Annotated in this window: 14 protein-coding genes; 9 read left to right on the top strand and 5 right to left on the bottom strand. The window is 43.8% G+C overall.

Going from position 1 to position 18,485, the window contains the following annotated elements:
* Entirely contained in the window at positions 1-1,434 is a 1,434-nt protein-coding gene (locus tag T426_RS0115305) for a CCA tRNA nucleotidyltransferase (protein WP_025864310.1), read from the bottom strand.
* A 150-nt stretch (positions 1,435-1,584) separates the two neighbouring features.
* Here T426_RS0115305 and trxA point away from each other — a divergent pair, with 150 nt between their 5' ends.
* Positions 1,585-1,944 carry a thioredoxin gene (gene trxA, locus T426_RS0115310; RefSeq protein WP_025864311.1) on the top strand — a complete coding sequence of 120 codons (360 nt, stop codon included), beginning with the start codon at positions 1,585-1,587 and terminating at the stop codon, positions 1,942-1,944.
* A gap of 55 nt (positions 1,945-1,999) precedes the next feature.
* Here trxA and T426_RS0115315 read toward each other — a convergent pair whose 3' ends face one another.
* Together T426_RS0115315 and T426_RS0115320 are read right to left on the bottom strand one after the other, a co-directional pair.
* Positions 2,000-3,292 carry a UDP-N-acetylmuramoyl-tripeptide--D-alanyl-D-alanine ligase gene (locus T426_RS0115315; protein ID WP_025864312.1) on the bottom strand — a complete coding sequence of 431 codons (1,293 nt, stop codon included), beginning with the start codon at positions 3,290-3,292 and terminating at the stop codon, positions 2,000-2,002.
* 63 nt (positions 3,293-3,355) lie between these two features.
* Positions 3,356-4,810, bottom strand: a complete 1,455-nt coding sequence (locus T426_RS0115320) for an SUMF1/EgtB/PvdO family nonheme iron enzyme (protein WP_025864313.1) — start codon at positions 4,808-4,810, stop codon at positions 3,356-3,358.
* Between the two features lie 277 nt (positions 4,811-5,087).
* On the opposite strand from T426_RS0115320, the gene porU reads away from it, so the two are divergent.
* From porU to T426_RS0115350, 5 genes are all read left to right on the top strand, one after another.
* The gene (porU, locus tag T426_RS0115330; protein WP_025864315.1) at positions 5,088-8,804 is read left to right on the top strand and encodes a type IX secretion system sortase PorU; all 3,717 of its coding nucleotides are present in this window, start codon (positions 5,088-5,090) and stop codon (positions 8,802-8,804) included.
* A gap of 113 nt (positions 8,805-8,917) precedes the next feature.
* Positions 8,918-10,105: a type IX secretion system outer membrane channel protein PorV gene (gene porV, locus T426_RS0115335; RefSeq protein ID WP_025864316.1), complete on the top strand. Its 1,188-nt coding sequence runs from the start codon at positions 8,918-8,920 to the stop codon at positions 10,103-10,105.
* Between the two features lie 3 nt (positions 10,106-10,108).
* Positions 10,109-10,594 (top strand): 2-C-methyl-D-erythritol 2,4-cyclodiphosphate synthase, encoded by a 486-nt coding sequence (ispF, locus tag T426_RS0115340; protein ID WP_025864317.1) that lies wholly within the window; start codon positions 10,109-10,111, stop codon positions 10,592-10,594.
* A 42-nt stretch (positions 10,595-10,636) separates the two neighbouring features.
* Positions 10,637-10,945, top strand: a complete 309-nt coding sequence (locus T426_RS0115345; protein ID WP_025864318.1) for a thioredoxin family protein — start codon at positions 10,637-10,639, stop codon at positions 10,943-10,945.
* A 130-nt stretch (positions 10,946-11,075) separates the two neighbouring features.
* Positions 11,076-13,310: an ATP-binding protein gene (locus T426_RS0115350; RefSeq protein ID WP_153637584.1), complete on the top strand. Its 2,235-nt coding sequence runs from the start codon at positions 11,076-11,078 to the stop codon at positions 13,308-13,310.
* Positions 13,311-13,364: 54 nt separating this feature from the next.
* Here T426_RS0115350 and hutU read toward each other — a convergent pair whose 3' ends face one another.
* The gene (hutU, locus tag T426_RS0115355) at positions 13,365-15,374 is read right to left on the bottom strand and encodes a urocanate hydratase (protein ID WP_025864321.1); all 2,010 of its coding nucleotides are present in this window, start codon (positions 15,372-15,374) and stop codon (positions 13,365-13,367) included.
* A gap of 339 nt (positions 15,375-15,713) precedes the next feature.
* On the opposite strand from hutU, the gene T426_RS0115360 reads away from it, so the two are divergent.
* From T426_RS0115360 to T426_RS0115370, 3 genes are read left to right on the top strand one after another with little or no spacing between them, the layout of a single operon-like run.
* The gene (locus T426_RS0115360; RefSeq protein ID WP_025864322.1) at positions 15,714-16,307 is read left to right on the top strand and encodes a LemA family protein; all 594 of its coding nucleotides are present in this window, start codon (positions 15,714-15,716) and stop codon (positions 16,305-16,307) included.
* A 12-nt stretch (positions 16,308-16,319) separates the two neighbouring features.
* Positions 16,320-16,757, top strand: a complete 438-nt coding sequence (locus T426_RS0115365; protein ID WP_025864323.1) for a TPM domain-containing protein — start codon at positions 16,320-16,322, stop codon at positions 16,755-16,757.
* Positions 16,757-17,605 carry a TPM domain-containing protein gene (locus T426_RS0115370; RefSeq protein WP_025864324.1) on the top strand — a complete coding sequence of 283 codons (849 nt, stop codon included), beginning with the start codon at positions 16,757-16,759 and terminating at the stop codon, positions 17,603-17,605. Before T426_RS0115365 ends, T426_RS0115370 begins: the two co-directional genes overlap by 1 nt.
* Positions 17,606-17,680: 75 nt before the next feature.
* On the opposite strand, the gene T426_RS0115375 is transcribed toward T426_RS0115370, so the two are convergent.
* A complete protein-coding gene (locus T426_RS0115375) occupies positions 17,681-18,469 on the bottom strand; it encodes a zinc ribbon domain-containing protein (RefSeq protein ID WP_025864325.1) in 789 nt (262 codons plus the stop codon).
* Between the last annotated feature and the right edge of the window lie 16 nt (positions 18,470-18,485).

An 18,485-nucleotide genomic window follows, 5' to 3' on the forward strand; every position in this document is an offset into this window, starting at 1 on the left:
TTATTTCACTGGCGATAATCCCATCTCTTTTGCCTTTTCAATCATATAATTGTAGGCCTCTTCGTAATTGTTGTGAATGAGGCCATCCAGAATGGCATCTTTGATGGCAGCTTTCAGCATACCTACTTCCCGGCTTGGACTAAGTCCAAATGTTTCCATGATGATTTCTCCGGAAACGGGAGGTTGAAAGTTTCGGATGGCATCACGTTCTTCCAGGTCCTGCAGTTTTTGCCGGACTATCCGGAAATTATGCATGTACCGTTTTACTTTGTCGGCATTCTTCGACGTAATATCGGCTTCACACAATGTCATCAGATCTTCAATATCATCTCCGGCATCGAAAAGCAGACGTCTGACAGCTGAATCGGATACCTCTTCCTCTGAAAGAACGATGGGGCGCATATGCAGCAGAACCATCTTTTGTACAAACTTCATTTTCTCATTCAGCGGAAGCTTTAGCCTCTTAAACAGGCCGGGAATCATTTTCGAGCCGATGAAGTTGTGCGCATGAAATGTCCAGCCCTGTCCTTCGACAAAGCGCTTGGTAGCGGGTTTGGCAATGTCGTGCAGAATGGCAGACCAGCGTAACCACAAATTGTCGGTATTGGGGCAAATGCGGTCGAGAACTTCAAGTGTGTGGTAGAAGTTATCTTTATGGCTGATGCCTTGCTTTATTTCGCGTCCTTTCAGTTTGACAAATTCCGGGAAAATAATGGGCAGTAATCCGGTTTTATCCAGCAACTTGAATCCCACCGATGGTTTGGATGATAAAATGATTTTGTTCAGTTCATCCATAACGCGTTCCATCGATACAATCTTAATCCGCTCGGCCTGTTCCGTAATCGCTTCCAAGGTTTTGTCCTCGATGATAAATTCTAGCTGGGTGGCAAAACGAATGGCCCGCATCATGCGAAGCGGATCGTCGGAGAAGGTTATTCCTGGTTCAAGCGGTGTGCGGATGATTTTATTCGCGAGATCATCCAGTCCGCCAAACGGATCGAGCAGTTCACCGAAACGATCTTTATTCAGCGAAAGCGCTAATGCATTAATGGTGAAATCGCGCCTTTTTTGGTCATCTTCCAGGGTGCCATCTTCCACAATTGGCTTTCGGCTATCGCTCCGGTACGATTCTTTACGGGCACCAACAAACTCAAAATCGATGTTGTCGAATTTGAACATGGCGGTTCCAAAATTTTTGAATACCGAAACATTGAGTTTGGGATTAATGGCACTGGCTACATCCCGCGCGAGCGAAATGCCACTGCCTACCGTGACAATATCAATATCGTAGTTTTCCCGTTTCCGGTCGAGCAGTAAATCCCTTACAAAACCTCCGATGACATAGGTTTCCAGGTTCTGACCGTCCGAAATCTCGGCAATGGTACCAAATACTTTGTGCGTTAACTTTGATTTAAAGTTCTGCCGATTAGGCATATGGAGATATTTATGGTTAATTGCAAATTTTTAAATTGTTGACAAAAATAGAAGTTTTCAACGAACTTATTGTTCTTTGTCCCGGAAGGGAACAATGACAGATATTCATTTGTTGACCCTATTAGTAACTTATCATGAAAATTGTAATCTATGCTTGAACATTTAACCAAAGAGACATTCAAAGAAAAAGTATTCAACTTTGAGGAGAATAAGGAATGGAAATTCGAAGGAGATACTCCTTGTATTATTGACTTTTACGCCGATTGGTGCCAGCCCTGTAAGATTGTTGCTCCCATCCTGGAAGAACTTCAGGAAGAATATGGTAACAAACTGGTGATTTATAAAATCGACACAGAAGCAGAGCAGGAACTGGCCGGAATGTTTGGCATTCAGAGTATCCCGTCGTTACTTTTCGTTCCAGTAAACGAGCAACCGCAAATGGCGATGGGCGCTTTGCCTAAAGATACTTTTAAACAAGCCATTTCCGATGTGCTGAAAGTTGAAAATTAGTATTCCTGATATTTCCACTACGATTTATAGACGGGTTGAATTTGATTCAGCTCGTTTATAATTTCTCCACCAGCGATTCCAGCTTCATTCCGCGCGATCCTTTTATGAGCAGATAATATCCTGAGGGCTTTGTGTTCTCTAAATAGGTTTTGGCTTCCTCCGTCGTTCGAAACGATTGGAAGGAATCGGGCATCTGACATTTCGCGAATTCAGGTCCAACCAGCAGAACAAAATCCGGTCCGAATGAAGCCAACCGGTCAACTACTTTTTGATGCTCTTTGGCCGAAGTCGTTCCTAGCTCCAACATGTCGCCCAATATTACTCCCTTAGGTGTATTGTTAATATGCTGAAAAGTATCCAGTGCCACCTGCATACTCGACGGATTGGCATTGTACGCATCGAGTTGCAGTTTGTTACTGTTGCTTTCGATGAATTGCGAGCGGTTGTTGGCCGGAACATAGCTTTCCAAAGCCTCTTTTATTTTTAGCGGATCGATCCCGAAGAAGTTGCCGATTGTTGCAGCAGCAAGTGCATTTTCCAGGTTGTAGCCACCAATGAGTTTGGTTTTGAGATAAAGCCAACCTTTCGGGAATTTCACTTTGCAAACCATGAATGGATTGGACTCGATTAATTCGCCCTGAAAGCCTGGTTCGTTTTTATCAGTTGTGTAAGGAATATTTGACGTTTCTCCAGCCATTTCCTTCAAGTGAGCGTTGGCCTGGTTGATGAATATCTTTCCTCCTGTCCGTTCGACGAAACGATATAATTCTGCTTTGGTTTTTTTTACCCCATCGAAAGAACCAAATCCTTCGAGGTGAGCTTTGCCCACATTGGTTATCAAACCGAAATTGGGAAGAGTAATTTCACAAAGCGTAGCGATCTCGCCCGGATGATTGGCTCCCATTTCCACAATTCCGAGTTCCGTTTCAGCCGTCATCGACAGCAAAGTTAACGGTACCCCGATGTGATTATTCAGGTTCCCCTGTGTAAAAACGATTTTGAATTTCTTTGACAGAACAGCAGCCGTTAACTCCTTGGTCGTAGTCTTGCCGTTGGTACCGGTAATGGCAAGAATTGGCAGATTCAACTTTTGACGGTGAAAGCGTGCCAATTGTTGAAGGCTTTCCAGAACATTTTCCACATATATGATGCGCGAATTTGTCGCATATTTTGTTTCGTCAACGATGGCGTAGGCAGCACCTTTTTCGATCGAATTGGCAGCAAACTGATTTCCGTTGAAGTTGTCTCCTTTCAGTGCGAAAAAAATGCATCCTTCTTTGATGTTTCTACTATCTGTTGAAATGCTCGGATGCGAGGTGAATAGCTGATATAGTTCTTCCGTTGTCATGGCCTAAAAATAAAAAACCTCAGTCAAAATGCTGAGGTTTTCAATTGGTAATATTTTTTATCATTAATCTCCGTTGCTGGGACTACCCAGGTGTGTCATGGCACAACGGAAACCAATATCATCGGTCGCCTTATTCTGATCCATATAACGACGAGCTCCCGGACTTAACCAGTATGGACGATCTTTCCAGCTTCCTCCTTTATAGACTCTGACATTGTCCGTAATGCGCGGTGCAAATTGTCCGGCATTTGTTTCATACATATTTTTGGAAGTACTGTCTGCTTTTGAGGTTTCCGAGTTCCAGTCTTCCGAATCTTCAATTCTAGACTGATAATCACCATCGCGGAAGTTCTTAACGTTAGCAACCGTATCAACAATGAGTCGACCGTAGTCGTCACGCATCAGGTTGCCATCAGCATCACGTTTGTATTTTGTATAAACGTTTCCGCGGAAGGGTTGGAATTCTGCTTCATCCTGTGTCGCTGCCGGGCGATATACATCCTGAACCCATTCGTTCACATTTCCTGCCATGCAGTAGAGACCATAGTCGTTCGGCCAGAATGATGTCACCGGGGCCGTAATGTCATACCCATCATTTAATGCACCGGCCATACCCATCATATCACCTCTTCCACGAACACTGTTGGCCATCATTTCACCACGGTATTTTTTCTGTGTATTTCGTATCTGATTTCCGTTCCACGGATAAATACGCCGGTCGGTCAACAGCTCTCCATCCGTATTTCCAACCAAACCAAGGGCAGCATATTCCCATTCAGCTTCGGTAGGAAGACGATAGTTTGGCAGAAGCAAACCATCTGATTGTTTTACATGACGGGTAGCTCCATCCTTTGAGTAATCCTTCATCGGATTGTCGCCTTCTACACCCTGATATAAACCGTTCAGATATGATTCAGTAGTGAAAACACTTTGTCCCTTCTGAGACAAGTCATCCGTGAGGACACCTTCGTTAATGAGAATTCGTTCATTAACACGGTCGGTACGCCATTTGCAATATTGAGTTGCCTGTACCCAACTAACTCCTACTACCGGATAGTTGCTGTAAGCCGGATGACGGAAATAGTTTTCCAGGTAAGGTTCGTTATACGCCAGCTCGTCTCTCCAAACCAATGAATCGGGAAGAGCCTCGTTATACTTTTTTTTGTCATCAGGATATACCCTTTTAATCCAATATAAATATTCGCGCCAGTCAATATTTCTTACTTCCGTTTCATCCATGTAAAACGAAGCAACCGTTACCCTTCTTGGTGTGTTATTCCAATCATACATAACATCCTGCTCAACACGTCCCATTGTGAAGGTTCCTCCTTTTATGAAGACCAATCCCGGACCTGTTTCCTGATGGTATCCCGCCTGGTATTCAAAACCACCGTTATCCGGATCGTTATACGCCCAGCCTGTGGTAGAAGAAGTTCCGTTGTCTTTTCCTTTAAAAAGACTACAGGAGCCAAGTAATAAAAGACTAATCGCCAATAACGGAATTAATTTCAATCTCATGATGTGTATAATCGTTAATGATTTTTCCTTGGTGAACACAAATATAACTGAAAACCCGCCTTACTTATTGTCTGTCGGGAATAACTTTTTTAAATGTCGCACGGTATCGGGACAAATATATTGTAAAATATTGCGATTAAAGAAAATTGCGTTCATTTGTCTTGTCCGAAATATTTGATTTTCCAAAAAAACGTTGATATTGTAAATGATTTTCTGTTTTTCAGTTAGTTTGGAATTCAGAGAGCAGAATAATATCATCGGTATTTGCTCGTCCACAATGTATAAATTATTCTTATTCATATCAATTTTTCTATTCAGCTGCAATATTTACGGCGAGCAGCTTGCCGTGTCATTAGCGTGGCATAAGGTTGATAATTCAATACTTCCAGTTTTCACCGGTGCTAAATTCGATGATGTTCAACCCAAAATCCCTTTTTGGTCGGTTATGATACCGGTTAATTCGGCAACAGTTGATGCTCAACTGGTGGTCGACCAATGGGATTCCCTTCCGGATACGCGAGCGTTAAAAGAATATGCTTTCCCCGATACATTGTTGTTTACCAGCAAGGTTTTGACCGCAGCAGGGAAGAAATTTCTTCAATTGCGATTGTCTCCTTTCGTCGGCGAATCAGGAAACGTTCGGTATGTTTCCCGTTTTCATGTAAGATACTCCGTCCTTCCGGACCTGAAGACAGCCAGTTTGGTAGGTGGTGTGGCCACTCATTCCGTATTGGCTTCCGGAACATGGAAGAAGGTGAAAGCAACCGGACAAGGGATGCATTGTATTACTTATGCTGATTTGACTAATATGGGGTTTCAGACACCGGCGAACGTGAGGATTTACGGGAACTTGGAATATATGTTAGATCGGGTGAACAGCCCGGGCTCTCCGGATGATCTGGTCCCGATTCCTTTCTATACCGGGAAAAATGCCTCGGGAGATGATTGTTTGTTCTTTTATGCACCGGGAACCGTAAAATGGACGTACGATGAGGCAACGGGGATGTATCAACATCAACTGAACTCCTTCGCTCCTGATTATTCCTTCTTTTACCTAACGGAAAATTCCAGCGCAGCCCCTCAGGTATCAACTGATGCGATTACGGGATCAACAGCAGATACTACTATTACACAATATGATTATCATGACTTTTCGGAAAAGGAAGAGAATAACCTGATTGAATCGGGGCGGCAGTGGTTTGGTCCGGCTTTAACAGGTAGTGCTTCTCAGAGTGTTGCTTTCTCTGTGCCCAACCGGGTGGTTTCGGAGCCTGTTTCCTTTCAAATGGTGGCTGCGGCGCGAACCAAGAGCGGCTCCTCATTATCTGTTCAGGTCAACGGAACAACGCTCGCCGATTTTCAATTTAGTGCCTATCAAACATACGAAAGTGCCGACTACGCTGATCTGCAAGAGAAGCAGTTTGCGTATTCCGGTGCCGGGACACAGATAAATGTCGTGTTACAGTCAAATGCAGGAGGAACTGATCAAACCTGGCTGGATTATATCCGGATGCAGGCCAGGGCAAATATGGTCCTTTCGGGAAATGAATTGATTTTTCGGGATAGCCGTTCCGTGAAATTAGGACGCATAGCCCGATTCAGTCTTTCCGGTGCCAATTCGGAAACAAGGATTTGGGATGTGACTTCACCGTTGAGTCCGAAGGCAATGAAGGCGACATTAGACGGAAGTACATTGAATTTTCTTGCTTCAGTTGATAGCTTGCGTGAATTTATTGCGTTTGATCCTTCTGCCAACTTCCCAGGTGTTGAGTTTGTCGAAAATATAGCAAATCAGGATTTGCATGGCATCGATGCAGGACAAATGCTCATCATCACTCCTGAAATTTTTCTGGCGCAAGCCAATGAGTTAGCCAACTTTCACCGGCAAACAGACGGTATGCATGTTTCGGTTGTTCCGGTAGAAAAGATTTATAATGAATTTTCAGCAGGCGTAAAAGATGTAACCGCCATTCGGAATTTTATTCGAATGTGTTACCGGAAGAATTCGGGTACACCGTTGAAGTATGTGTTGCTTTTCGGAAAAGGAACCTATGATAATATACATGAGGTGTCAGATGAAAATCCGGATTATATCCCAACCTGGCAGTCCGAGAATTCGGTAAATCCATCTTTGTCTTTTGTGTCGGACGATTATTTTGGGTTACTCGATGATGGCGAAGGGGAGTATAACGGAGCCGTAGATGTTGGCGTAGGAAGAATTCCTTGTTTGTCGCAGGCTGAAGCAACAGCGGCCATCGATAAAATTATCCATTATGCGTCGGAGACCAGTATGGGGGAATGGCGGAATGTGTTGTGCTTTATTGCTGATGACGAGGATGGAAATTTGCATATGCGTGATGCCGAACGGCTGGCTGATCAGGTGAACACAAATTACCCGTCATTTTACACTGATAAGATTTATTTTGATGCTTACCCGCAGGAAACAACGCCCGACGAGCGGTATCCGGAAGTGACTACTGCTATTAACGATCGTATCAAGCGGGGGGTTTTGATCATGAATTATACCGGTCATGCGAATGAGGAGGGCCTGGCTCATGAAAAAGTGTTGATGAAGCCGGATATTGACGCCTGGACGAATTACGATAAACTTCCCGTGTTTGTTACAGCTACCTGCGAATTCAGCCGGTGGGATTATACCAATAAGCAATCGGCCGGTGAACACGTTCTTTTTAATCCAAATGGTGGTGGAGTTGCGCTTTTCTCGACTACCCGACTGGTTTATTCTTCTGCCAATTATCAGATTAATAAAAGTTTTTTCAATCATGTATTTGAGCAGGACCAGAATGGAAAAAACCTGAGAATGGGCGATGTTATCCGTTTATCGAAGATTGATAACGGCGGGACTATTAATTCCCGGAAGTTTGCGTTACTGGGCGATCCAGCGCTGCGCCTTACCTATCCGCAATACCATGTCGCTACATTGCAAATTAATGGGGAGCAGGCGGATGGATTGAGTGATACGATTCGTGCGTTGGATGTTATTAAGGTAAACGGACAGGTACAAGACATTAAAGGAAACAAATTGACGAACTTTAACGGCGATCTTTATCCGATAGTTTATGATAAGCAAACGACAGAGCAGACGTTAGGAAATGCCGGGCAGACACCTTTCGATTATGTTGTTCAGAATAATGTACTATACAAGGGGAAAGTGTCGGTTACAGGTGGTGTATTTTCCTTTTCGTTTGTCGTGCCAAAGGATATTAATTACCGTGTGGATAAAGGTATGATACGTTATTATGCAACGGATGGAAAGGTTGATGGGCAAGGATATTATAATCAATTTGATATTGGTGGAGCCTCATCTGGCTCGACAAACGATGTAACAGGACCAGATATTCAGATTTATTTGGATAATGAGAATTTCCGTTCGGGCGATGAAACTGGAAAGAATCCGTTGCTGTTAGTTTCCCTGGCTGATGAAACCGGCATTAACACTTCCGGAACGGGTATTGGGCATGATTTAACCGCTACACTTGATGGCAATGAGCAGAATTTAATTGTACTCAACGATTTGTTTCAGGCCGATCTGAATTCTTATAACAGCGGAACCGTTAATTACCAGTTTAATAATCTGTCAGACGGTATTCATACCTTGAAGATTAAGGCCTGGGATGTATTGAATAATTCTTCTGAGAAGGAGGTGGAGTTTAAGGTGAATACAGGACTAAAGATAAGCCGTGTCTATAATTATCCGAATCCGGTTACGGACGAAACGCACTTTGTTTTTGAACATAACCAATACGGTGAACTGTTTGATGTTACCATTTCTATTTACGATTTGCAGGGACGTTTGGTCGACCGAATGGATAAATCTGTTCTATCCGATGGATTGTCGAGTAATTCGGTTACATGGAATCCTGCCTCGCGCGGTATCTACTTGCCAAAGGGAATATACGTTTATCGGATTACTGCCACATCAAGCGAGGGTTTTTCTGCTTCTGGAAGTGGACGAATGTTGATATTGCATTAGAAACATACGTCTGAAGATAATTTTTTATTATGAAAAGCGTTCCTGTATAGGAATGCATTTTGAAAACAAAAGCTTATTTTTGTGGACATTAATGTTTTTATTTTACCATATCTATGAGAAAACTGCTTGTTAGCCTAATTGCCATTGTCTCGTTGCTGCAAACAGCGAAAGTATTTGCCCAGGAAACTATTACCGGACAGGATGTAAAGGCAAATCCGATTACTACGGCTGTACCTTTCCTGACCATTGCACCCGATTCAAGACATGGAGCGATGGGGGATGCCGGTGTGGCTACATCTCCGGACGTGAATTCTCAGCACTGGAACGCATCGCAATATGCATTCATGGAAAGCTCATTCGGAATCGGGGTTTCCTATACGCCGTGGCTTCGGGATTTGGCTGATGACATTAACCTGGCCTATGTTGCTGGTTACTATCGTCTCGACAACCAGCAAACAGTCAGCGCTTCACTGCGGTATTTCTCACTGGGTAGCATTCAGCTAACCGATGTACAGGGACAACCGATGGGGAGTCAGAATCCGAATGAATTTGCTTTCGATGCGGGTTATTCAAGAAAGCTTTCGGATAATTGGTCCGGTGGTGTTGTATTGAGGTATATCCGGTCAGATCTTTCCGGTGGAGTGGGCGATGAAACCTATTCGCCGGGCAATGCTTTTGCAACCGATGTTTCATTCTATTATCATTCGGCATGGAAAGACAGTCGTCAGCGACGGGAGATTTCTGCCGGTATTGATATTTCCAATGTTGGCTCTAGGATTTCTTACGATCAGGGCGAAACAAAAGAGTTTCTTCCCGCCAATCTTCGTTTGGGAACAGCTTTCTCCATGGATTTGGATGAGTACAATTCGCTGACACTAACCGCAGATATCAATAAATTGTTGGTGCCGACTCCGGTTGATACTGTTTCCACAACCGATTCGGGAAATGGTACCATCATTGTTACTCCTGGTTATGGTTCTGATAAATCGGCGATAAGCGCTGTATTCTCCTCGTTTGGTGATGCTCCCGGTGGATTTAAGGAAGAGCTGCAGGAGGTGATGGTGTCACTTGGAGCAGAGTATTGGTATAATAAGCAGTTTGCTTTGCGTGCCGGATATTTTTATGAGAATCAGAATAAGGGTAACCGAAAATATTTTACAGCTGGTGCTGGTTTGAAAATGAATGTGTTTGCTTTGGATTTTTCCTATCTTCTTCCAGTTGAGCGAAACAATCCGCTGCAAAATACGTTACGTTTCACATTGTCATTCGATTTGGATGCATTTCAAAAAATTCGGCGTTAGTTTATGGCTTATCGTGTGGGACTAGGCTACGATGTTCATCGGCTAGCCGAAGGTGAGGAGTTGTGGCTTGGCGGAGTTCGGATTCCTCATTACAAAGGAACAGTGGCACATTCCGATGGTGATGTTTTGTTGCATGCCATTAGTGACGCCATGTTGGGAGCTGCACGTTTGCGTGATATTGGTTTTCATTTTCCCGATACATCGGAAGAATTTAAAAATGCTGACAGCAAAATGCTTATGGCAGAAGCATACCGGCTGGTCAGGGAAAAGGGTTACCAAATTGTCAATATCGATTCAACCATTGCTGCACAGAAGCCGAAGTTAATGCCTTTCATCACGATGATGGAACAAAAGATTGCAGAGGTATTGGAAATTGATGAAGAAAGTGTGGCCGTAAAAGCCACAACTACTGAAGGACTTGGTCCGGAGGGGCGAGAAGAGAGCATTTCGGTACAAGCTGTTGTGTTGTTACAAAAACAAATATCATAAACGCGGGAACAACGATGTTTCCGTTTAGCATTTAACGATCTTATGCATTTTGAAGAGTTGGTAGAAACCGAAGCACTGGTATTATTGTATTTTACCGGCCCCAATTGCTCGGTTTGTCATGTACTGAGGCCCAAAGTTGAGGCATTGGTGCAGAGTGAATTCCCGAAAGTAGCTTTTCGGGCCGTGAGTGTGGATCAGGAACCTGAATTGGCTGCGTCTTTTTCAGTCTTTACGGTTCCAACAGTAATCTTCTTTGCCGAGGGAAAAGAAACTTTCAGAAAGGTTCGTGCCTTTTCTCTTGATGAACTACAAGGCGATATGTCCAGAATTTACAGGTTCTTTGAGGATTAATAACCGGTAAATATGGTGTTACATATTGAATCTTATTTTAATTAATGTTTTTTTATCTCAGTAATTTTTTTTAATTTGTTTATCTAAACCCAAAGTTCTGTTACCAATTTTAAAACCTTCTTAACCAACCGTGCCCAGAGGTAAGTTAGTTTATATAACCCTATTGTTGGGATTGGTCTGTATACCCCTAATTTTAAGCGCCAAACCCAACGTTGAAGAAGTCGACAGTCTCGTGCAAAAGCTTTCTTCCGTTTCGGAGAAAAATAAAGCAGAGCTGCTCAACCAGATTTCTTTTGCCTACCTCTATATTGATGCCAAGAAAGCCCAAAATTATGCTGAGCAAGCCCTTGAACTGGCTATTAAACGGAAGGACCGTAAAGAGGAAGGAACCGCTTATGTGGCAATGGGGAGTAATTATTTTCTGCGGGGGGAGTATGAAGCCTGCCTGCCACTCTTAAAACAAGGGTTGCTGATTGGAAAAGATTTAAATGACCGGAAACTAATTACTAACTCACTCAATTCGCTCGGCTCCTACTACAACAAAATAGGCGATTTCAAGAAAGCACTGGATGCCTACGAAGAGGCTTTGACTTATTTGAAGTCTCCCAAGGACGATATTGAGATTGCTACGATTGACTCGAACCTGGCCGGATTGTATTCTACGTCCGGCAATTATGTTAAGGCAATGGAGTTGTTTATGCGCGCTTTAACCATTTTTGAAAAGAAAGGCTCAAAAGAAGAGGTGGCACGCATTAAAAATAATATTGCAGTAGCATACCACGATTGGGGCAACCTCGATAAAGCGCTTAAATATTATAATGAGGCACTTGACGTGTATCGTGACTTGAATCAACTTTCCAACGAAGCTATTCCATTAAATAATATCGGTGAAATTTACAAGGATCGCGGTGAATACGAGAAAGCGATTGACTACTACCGTCAGTGTTATGGTATCGGTATTATGCTTGATAACAGGCAGTACGAAAGTATTGGTATTTTGGGGATGGGCGAGGCTTTGATTAAGCTCAACCGGATTGACGAAGGTGAGGCGAAGATTCTCGAAGCGAAAGCAAAATTCGAGAGTATGAATTATGTGGAAGGACTGGCGCATGTATACTACAATATGGGATTGATTGCCGACGCAAGAAAGCAATCGGACCAAGCCATGGCAGACTTCGAAAAGAGTATCGACTATGCTAAGAAGCTGCATATTATTGATTTACTGGAAAAGAATTACGCTGCATTGTCCCGGTTGGTAGCAATAACTGGTGATTATCGTCGTGCTTTCGAGTTGTACAATACTTATTCAACGATTCGTGATTCAGCTTTCAATGAGAGTAAAGCCAAATTGATTACGGAAATTCAAAGCCGGTATGAACTGGAGCAGAAGCAAAATGAGATTGAAATCCTGACCCGAGACAATGCGATTAAGGATTTGGAGTTGGGTAGAAAACGGATTCGTTTCAATATCATGCTTGGAATCATTTTGGTTCTGGCTGTTTTTTCTGCACTGGTCGCTACGCTTTATACCACTAAACGCAAATCCAATCTCTTACTGGAGTCCAGTAATGAGCAAATTCTCCAGCAAAAGGATGAACTGGAAAAACTCAATACCACAAAAGACAAGTTATTGTCAATCATTGGCCACGACTTGCGTGGTTCGATAGGTGCTTCCAAGAGTATGCTTCATCAACTGATTAAGGAACCCGATGTTTTTCCTCCGGAAGAGCAGGAGCAAATCAAAGAAGAATTGTACCGGCTTTCGGAGAATACTTATGAATTGCTGGAAAACCTGCTTTCGTGGGCAAAAAGTCAACGTGGACTCAAAATCTTTAAAGATGCCAATTCTATTCGTCGGTTAGTTGATTCAAATATTGAGCAGCAGCGTTTCTTTACTGACAAGAAGAATATTGAACTGACTTCGCAACTGACTGAAGACTGCATGGTATACTGCGACAGGAATATGATTAATATGGTTATTCGCAACCTGTTGACGAATGCCACCAAGTTTACACCCGAAAAAGGTAAAATCACGGTATTTGGCCATCGCGCCGGAAACAACTATCGCGTTTCGATTAAAGATAATGGAGTAGGTATTCCTGCCGAAAATATTTCCCGCATTTTCGATTCCCGTGAATTCTTTACAACCTATGGTACAAATAGTGAAAAAGGTTCCGGTCTTGGTTTGATTCTCTGTAAAGAATTTGTTGAGAAGAATGGTGGCGAAATCAGTGTTGAATCTGATTTGGGACGTGGTACCACATTCTCATTTACCTTGGTTGTTGCCACCGGAGTTAACAGCTCCAGTATGGAAATGAACCAGGAAAACGGAAAAGGAACGCCTGGTAATTCTTCCATCGGATAAAAAAAGTGCCCGGATTTTCATCCGGACAGCTCTTTCCTATGAATTTTATTCCCGTTATTGTTTTTTGAATTGCTTTGCGACGATATCATCGTCGGCAATATTGGGCAATGTCACCTTCAGGTTGGGATTTTGCTTCATTGCGCGTTTGATAGCAAATATAGCTGGTTCGTTCCTGGCCCACGAACGTCGTGAAATACCATTGTTCACATCCCAGTGAAGCATTTGTGTTAATCGACGATCACATTCTTCCGAACCGTCAAGCAGCATGCCGAATCCGCCGTTGATTACTTCACCCCAACCGACGCCGCCACCATTGTGCAACGAAACCCAGGTGGCTCCACGGAAAGCATCGCCAATGACATTGTGAACAGCCATATCGGCCGTAAAACTTGAGCCATCATAAATATTTGATGTTTCCCGGAAGGGGGAATCGGTTCCTGAAACATCATGATGATCGCGTCCCAAAACAATCGGAGCGGAAATTTCACCGTTGCGAATGGCCTCGTTAAATGCGGCGGCAATTTGCGTCCGGCCATCACAATCGGCATAAAGAATCCTTGCCTGTGAACCAACCACCAGTTTGTTCTCTCCTGCTCTGTGAATCCAGTGAAGATTATCCTCCATCTGCGATTTGATTTCTTTCGGCGCTTCTGCCGAAAGTCTTTCTAATACTTGTGCGGCGATGGCATCCGATTTTTCCAAATCCTCCGGTTTTCCGGAAGTACAAATCCAACGGAAAGGTCCGAATCCGTAATCGAAGAAAAGTGGTCCCATGATGTCTTCCACATATGATGGATATCGGAATAGACGGTTGTCTTTCATTACATCAGCTCCGGCACGGGACGCTTCCAGCAAGAAGGCGTTTCCATAGTCCCAGAAATACATGCCATTGGCTGTCATTTGATTGATGGCAGCCACATGACGACGTAGCGTTTTCTGCACTTCTTCTTTAAATCTCTCCGGATTTTCTGCCATCATTTTGTTTGCCTTCTCCAACGTAAGACCTGCCGGGTAATAACCTCCTGCATATGGATTGTGCAATGATGTTTGGTCGGAACCAAGTTCAACCGGAATACCGTCTTTCGCCAGTCGTTCCCACAAGTCGACTACATTTCCCTGGTAAGCAATGGAGACAGCTTCTTTGTTCCGACTTGCCTGAAGCATTCGCGGAATCAATTTATCTAAGTCACTGAACACTTCGTCGACCCAACCTTGCTCATGCCTTACTTGCACTGCTTTAGGATTGATTTCAGCTACGACACCTACACATCCGGCAATGACAGCGGCTTTTGGCTGCGCACCTGACATGCCACCCAGCCCGGACGATATAAATATTTTGCCGGCAATTCCTCCTTCCGAATGCATCCGGGCCGCGTTTATTAAGGTGATCGTTGTGCCATGCACAATTCCCTGCGGGCCAATGTACATGAATGAACCAGCGGTCATCTGGCCGTATTGGGTCACACCGAGCGCATTCATTCGTTCGTAATCATCTTTTGATGAGTAGTTGGGGATGACCATTCCATTGGTGACGACCACTCTGGGTGCCTCTTTGTGTGACGGAAACAGTCCCATTGGATGGCCGGAGTACAACACAAGGGTCTGTTCATCGGTCATCTCCGAAAGGTATTTCATGGTGAGGCGGTACTGTGCCCAGTTTTGAAAGACTGCCCCGTTTCCACCGTAGGTGATCAATTCGTGCGGATGTTGCGCCACGGCCTTATCCAGGTTGTTTTGAATCATCAGCATGATAGCTGCAGCTTGTTTTGAGCGGGCAGGATAGTCATCGATGGAATGCGCATGCATTTTTATGTCCGGACGAAACCGGTGCATGTAGATTCGCCCGTAGGTTTCCAGTTCGTGGGCAAACTCCGGAGCCAATACTTTATGGTGCTTATTCGGGAAATATCGCAACGCATTGCGAAGGGCAAGCTGCTTTTCCTCGTTGGTCAGAATTTGCTTCCGCCTTGGAGCGTGATTGATATTGGGATCATAAGTTTTAGGTTCCGGCAAAACATCCGGAATTCCTTCGGTTATGGATTTCGCAAACGTATCGTTGGTCATAGTTTTCGTTTTAATTTTCTGACAATAAAATTACGATGCTGTGGATGATTAAAAAATGAGGAAGGGCATGTTTGGTAAATGGTCTGGGTGGGACTGATTTCGCCAGTTATGCCAATTCGGCAGGTGGCGGTGTGTTGAGAACATGCTCATTATTATGTTGTTTGTGGATTGTGCCTGACATCAATTAGTACGGACTGGATTTTGTGTTAACTTGTAAAAGAATATTCAAGTAATAATTGGTCCACACAGAATGAGAGAACTTCTTAACCTGAATGATGCTCGCTTGTGGTCACCCCGACATCCGTCGGTGAAATTTGATAACTAAAAGAGATAATACACATGAAAAGAGTTGGAATTATTGTTCTGGTTGTAATCGTCGTGACCTTCTTCGGAATTTTTAAATGGGGAGTTGGCATCAATAACCGAATGGTCGAAAAGCAGGAGGCTGTTTCGTCTCAGTGGTCGCAAGTTGAAAATGTATACCAGCGCAGGGCCGACCTGATTCCTAATCTGGTGAGTACCGTAAAAGGATATGCTGAACATGAAAAAGAAACCCTCACTTCGGTGATTGAGGCGCGTGCCAAAGCTACATCAGTCAATGTAAATGCTGATAATCTCGATCAAGCTTCACTGCAGAAATTCCAGGAAGCGCAGCAGGGACTGTCTTCAGCGTTGAGTCGTTTAATGGTAACGGTTGAGCGATATCCTGATTTAAAGGCGAACCAAAACTTCCTTGGGCTACAGGCACAACTGGAAGGAACTGAAAACCGAATTGCTGTTGAACGCCGTCGGTTTAACGAGGTTGCCCGCGATTACAATACCTACATTCGTAAATTCCCGCAAAGCATTATTGCCAATTTCCAGGGATTCGAGAAGAAAGCATATTTTGAGGCCGATAAAGGAGCAAATCAGGCGCCGAAAGTCCAATTCTAAAAAAGGAGTTTCATGAAAATTGAAGAGTTTTTCAGCAAGGAAGAACAGGCTAATATAATAGAAGCCATTCAGGAAGCTGAGCACAATACCAGTGGCGAAATTAGGGTACATATCGACGATAAATGCCCGGGTGAAGTGCTAGACAGAGCTGCCCACGTTTTCAAAGTGCTGGATATGCATAAAACCAAGGAACGCAACGGTGTTTTGTTTTACCTGGCTGTGGGAAACCGGAAATTTGCCATCCTCGGTGATGCTGGTATTAATAAGGTCGTTCCGGAAAATTTCTGGGATGAGATTAAAAACAAGATGCTGGAATACTTTAAAGAAGGCGATTTCGCTATCGGACTTGCTGAAGGTATTTCCATGGCAGGACATCAGCTTAGCGAACACTTCCCTTATCAGAAGGATGATGTAAACGAATTATCAGACGAAATCTCATTCGGAAAATAATGAAACAAATTAAACATATTTCTACACAACTTAAGGGATGGTTGCTGTTGCTGGCTTTGATGGTTAGTTTTAGTGCTTTCGCAGAAAACAGTGACTTTCCGGCTCGACCAAAACCCGCCAGGCTGGTCAACGATTTGGCCAATATTTTGCCGCAGCAGAAAGCGATGATGCTGAACGAAAAACTGGCCGAATTTGCCCGGCAAACGTCCACCCAAATAACTGTAGTAACAGTTAAGGATCTTCATGGTTACGATAAGGGTGATTATGCTGTTCGGTTAGCTGAAAAGTGGGGAATTGGGCAAAAAGGGAAAGACAACGGTATATTGATGTTGGTAAAACCAAAAACCAGCGAATCGACAGGGAAAGCATTTATTGCCGTCGGTTATGGCCTTGAAGGCGTTGTTCCGGATGTAGTTGCCAAGCAAACAATTATTGAAAATGAGATGATTCCCTGGTTCAAAAAGGGAGACTATTTCATTGGAATCGATCGGGCGACCAATGTACTGATGGGATTGACGAAAAAGGAATTTACGGCTGACCAGTATATTCAGGCTACACGCGAACAGAGCAAACGTGGAAGAGGAACTGGTGGAGTTGGGGCGGTGATTTTCTTCATCATCTTATTCGTCATCTTTGGTCGTCGACGTCGCAGGTTTGGCGCTGTTGGACGCGGTCCTTCATTTTTGGAGGGATTGTTACTGATGAATCTTTTAGGTGGAAGCCACCAGGGCTCCTGGAATGATTTCTCTGGCGGAGGCGGAAGCTTCGGCGGCGGAGGAGGATTCTCCGACTTTGGCGGTTTTGGCGGCGGAAGTTTTGGCGGCGGTGGAGCCGGTGGAGAGTGGTAAATAGCAAAAAACGATATAACAAAAGAAACCCGGTTCATTTCTGGACCGGGTTTCTTATATGAAATAATACTTTGCTTATTTGCTTTCTTTCTCTTCAGAGAGTGGCGTCATGATATCCTGGTCAACAAGGATGCGGCCACAATATTCACAAACGATAACTTTTTTGCGTGAAGCAATGTCCATTTGACGCTGCGGCGGAATTTTGTTGAAACAACCTCCACAAGCATCACGCTGTACGGTTACAACAGCCAGTCCGTTACGCGCATTCTTACGGATACGTTTGAAAGCCGTTAGTAAACGATCTTCGATAGACGTTTCAATGGACTCTGATTTATCGACGAGTTTTTGCTCTTCGACCGAAGTCTCTGAAGTAATTTCTTCCAGCTCTTTGCGTTTGCGCACGAGATCTTCTTCGTGTTCTTTCAGGTCAACCTGAGCTTTGTCGATTTCGTCTTTTTTCAGTTTTGCTTCAGCAGTAAACTCTTTGATGCGCTTTTCTGCCAGCTCGATTTCCAGTGTCTGAAATTCAATCTCTTTCGACAGCGAATCGTACTCACGGTTATTGCGTACATTATTCTGCTGCTCGGTGTATTTTTCAATCAGCGACTTGGCTTCTTTTATTTCGGCTTTTTTGTTTGTAACCGCAGTATTCAAGCTTTTTACCTCATCGTCATATTTCTCGATGCGGGTTTTCAAACCGGCGATTTCATCTTCCAAATCCTGAACTTCCAACGGCAGTTCTCCCCGCAGTGTGTGGATTTTATCGATTTCGGAAACAACTGTTTGAAGCTCATAAAGCATTCTCAGCTTCTCTTCTGCGGGAACTTCATTCCCACCAGCCGGCTTGTTGAATTCTGTCGTCATATCCTGTTTGTTATTT

It is taken from the genome of Prolixibacter bellariivorans ATCC BAA-1284 (genome assembly GCF_000621705.1).
GTDB lineage: Bacteria > Bacteroidota > Bacteroidia > Bacteroidales > Prolixibacteraceae > Prolixibacter > Prolixibacter bellariivorans.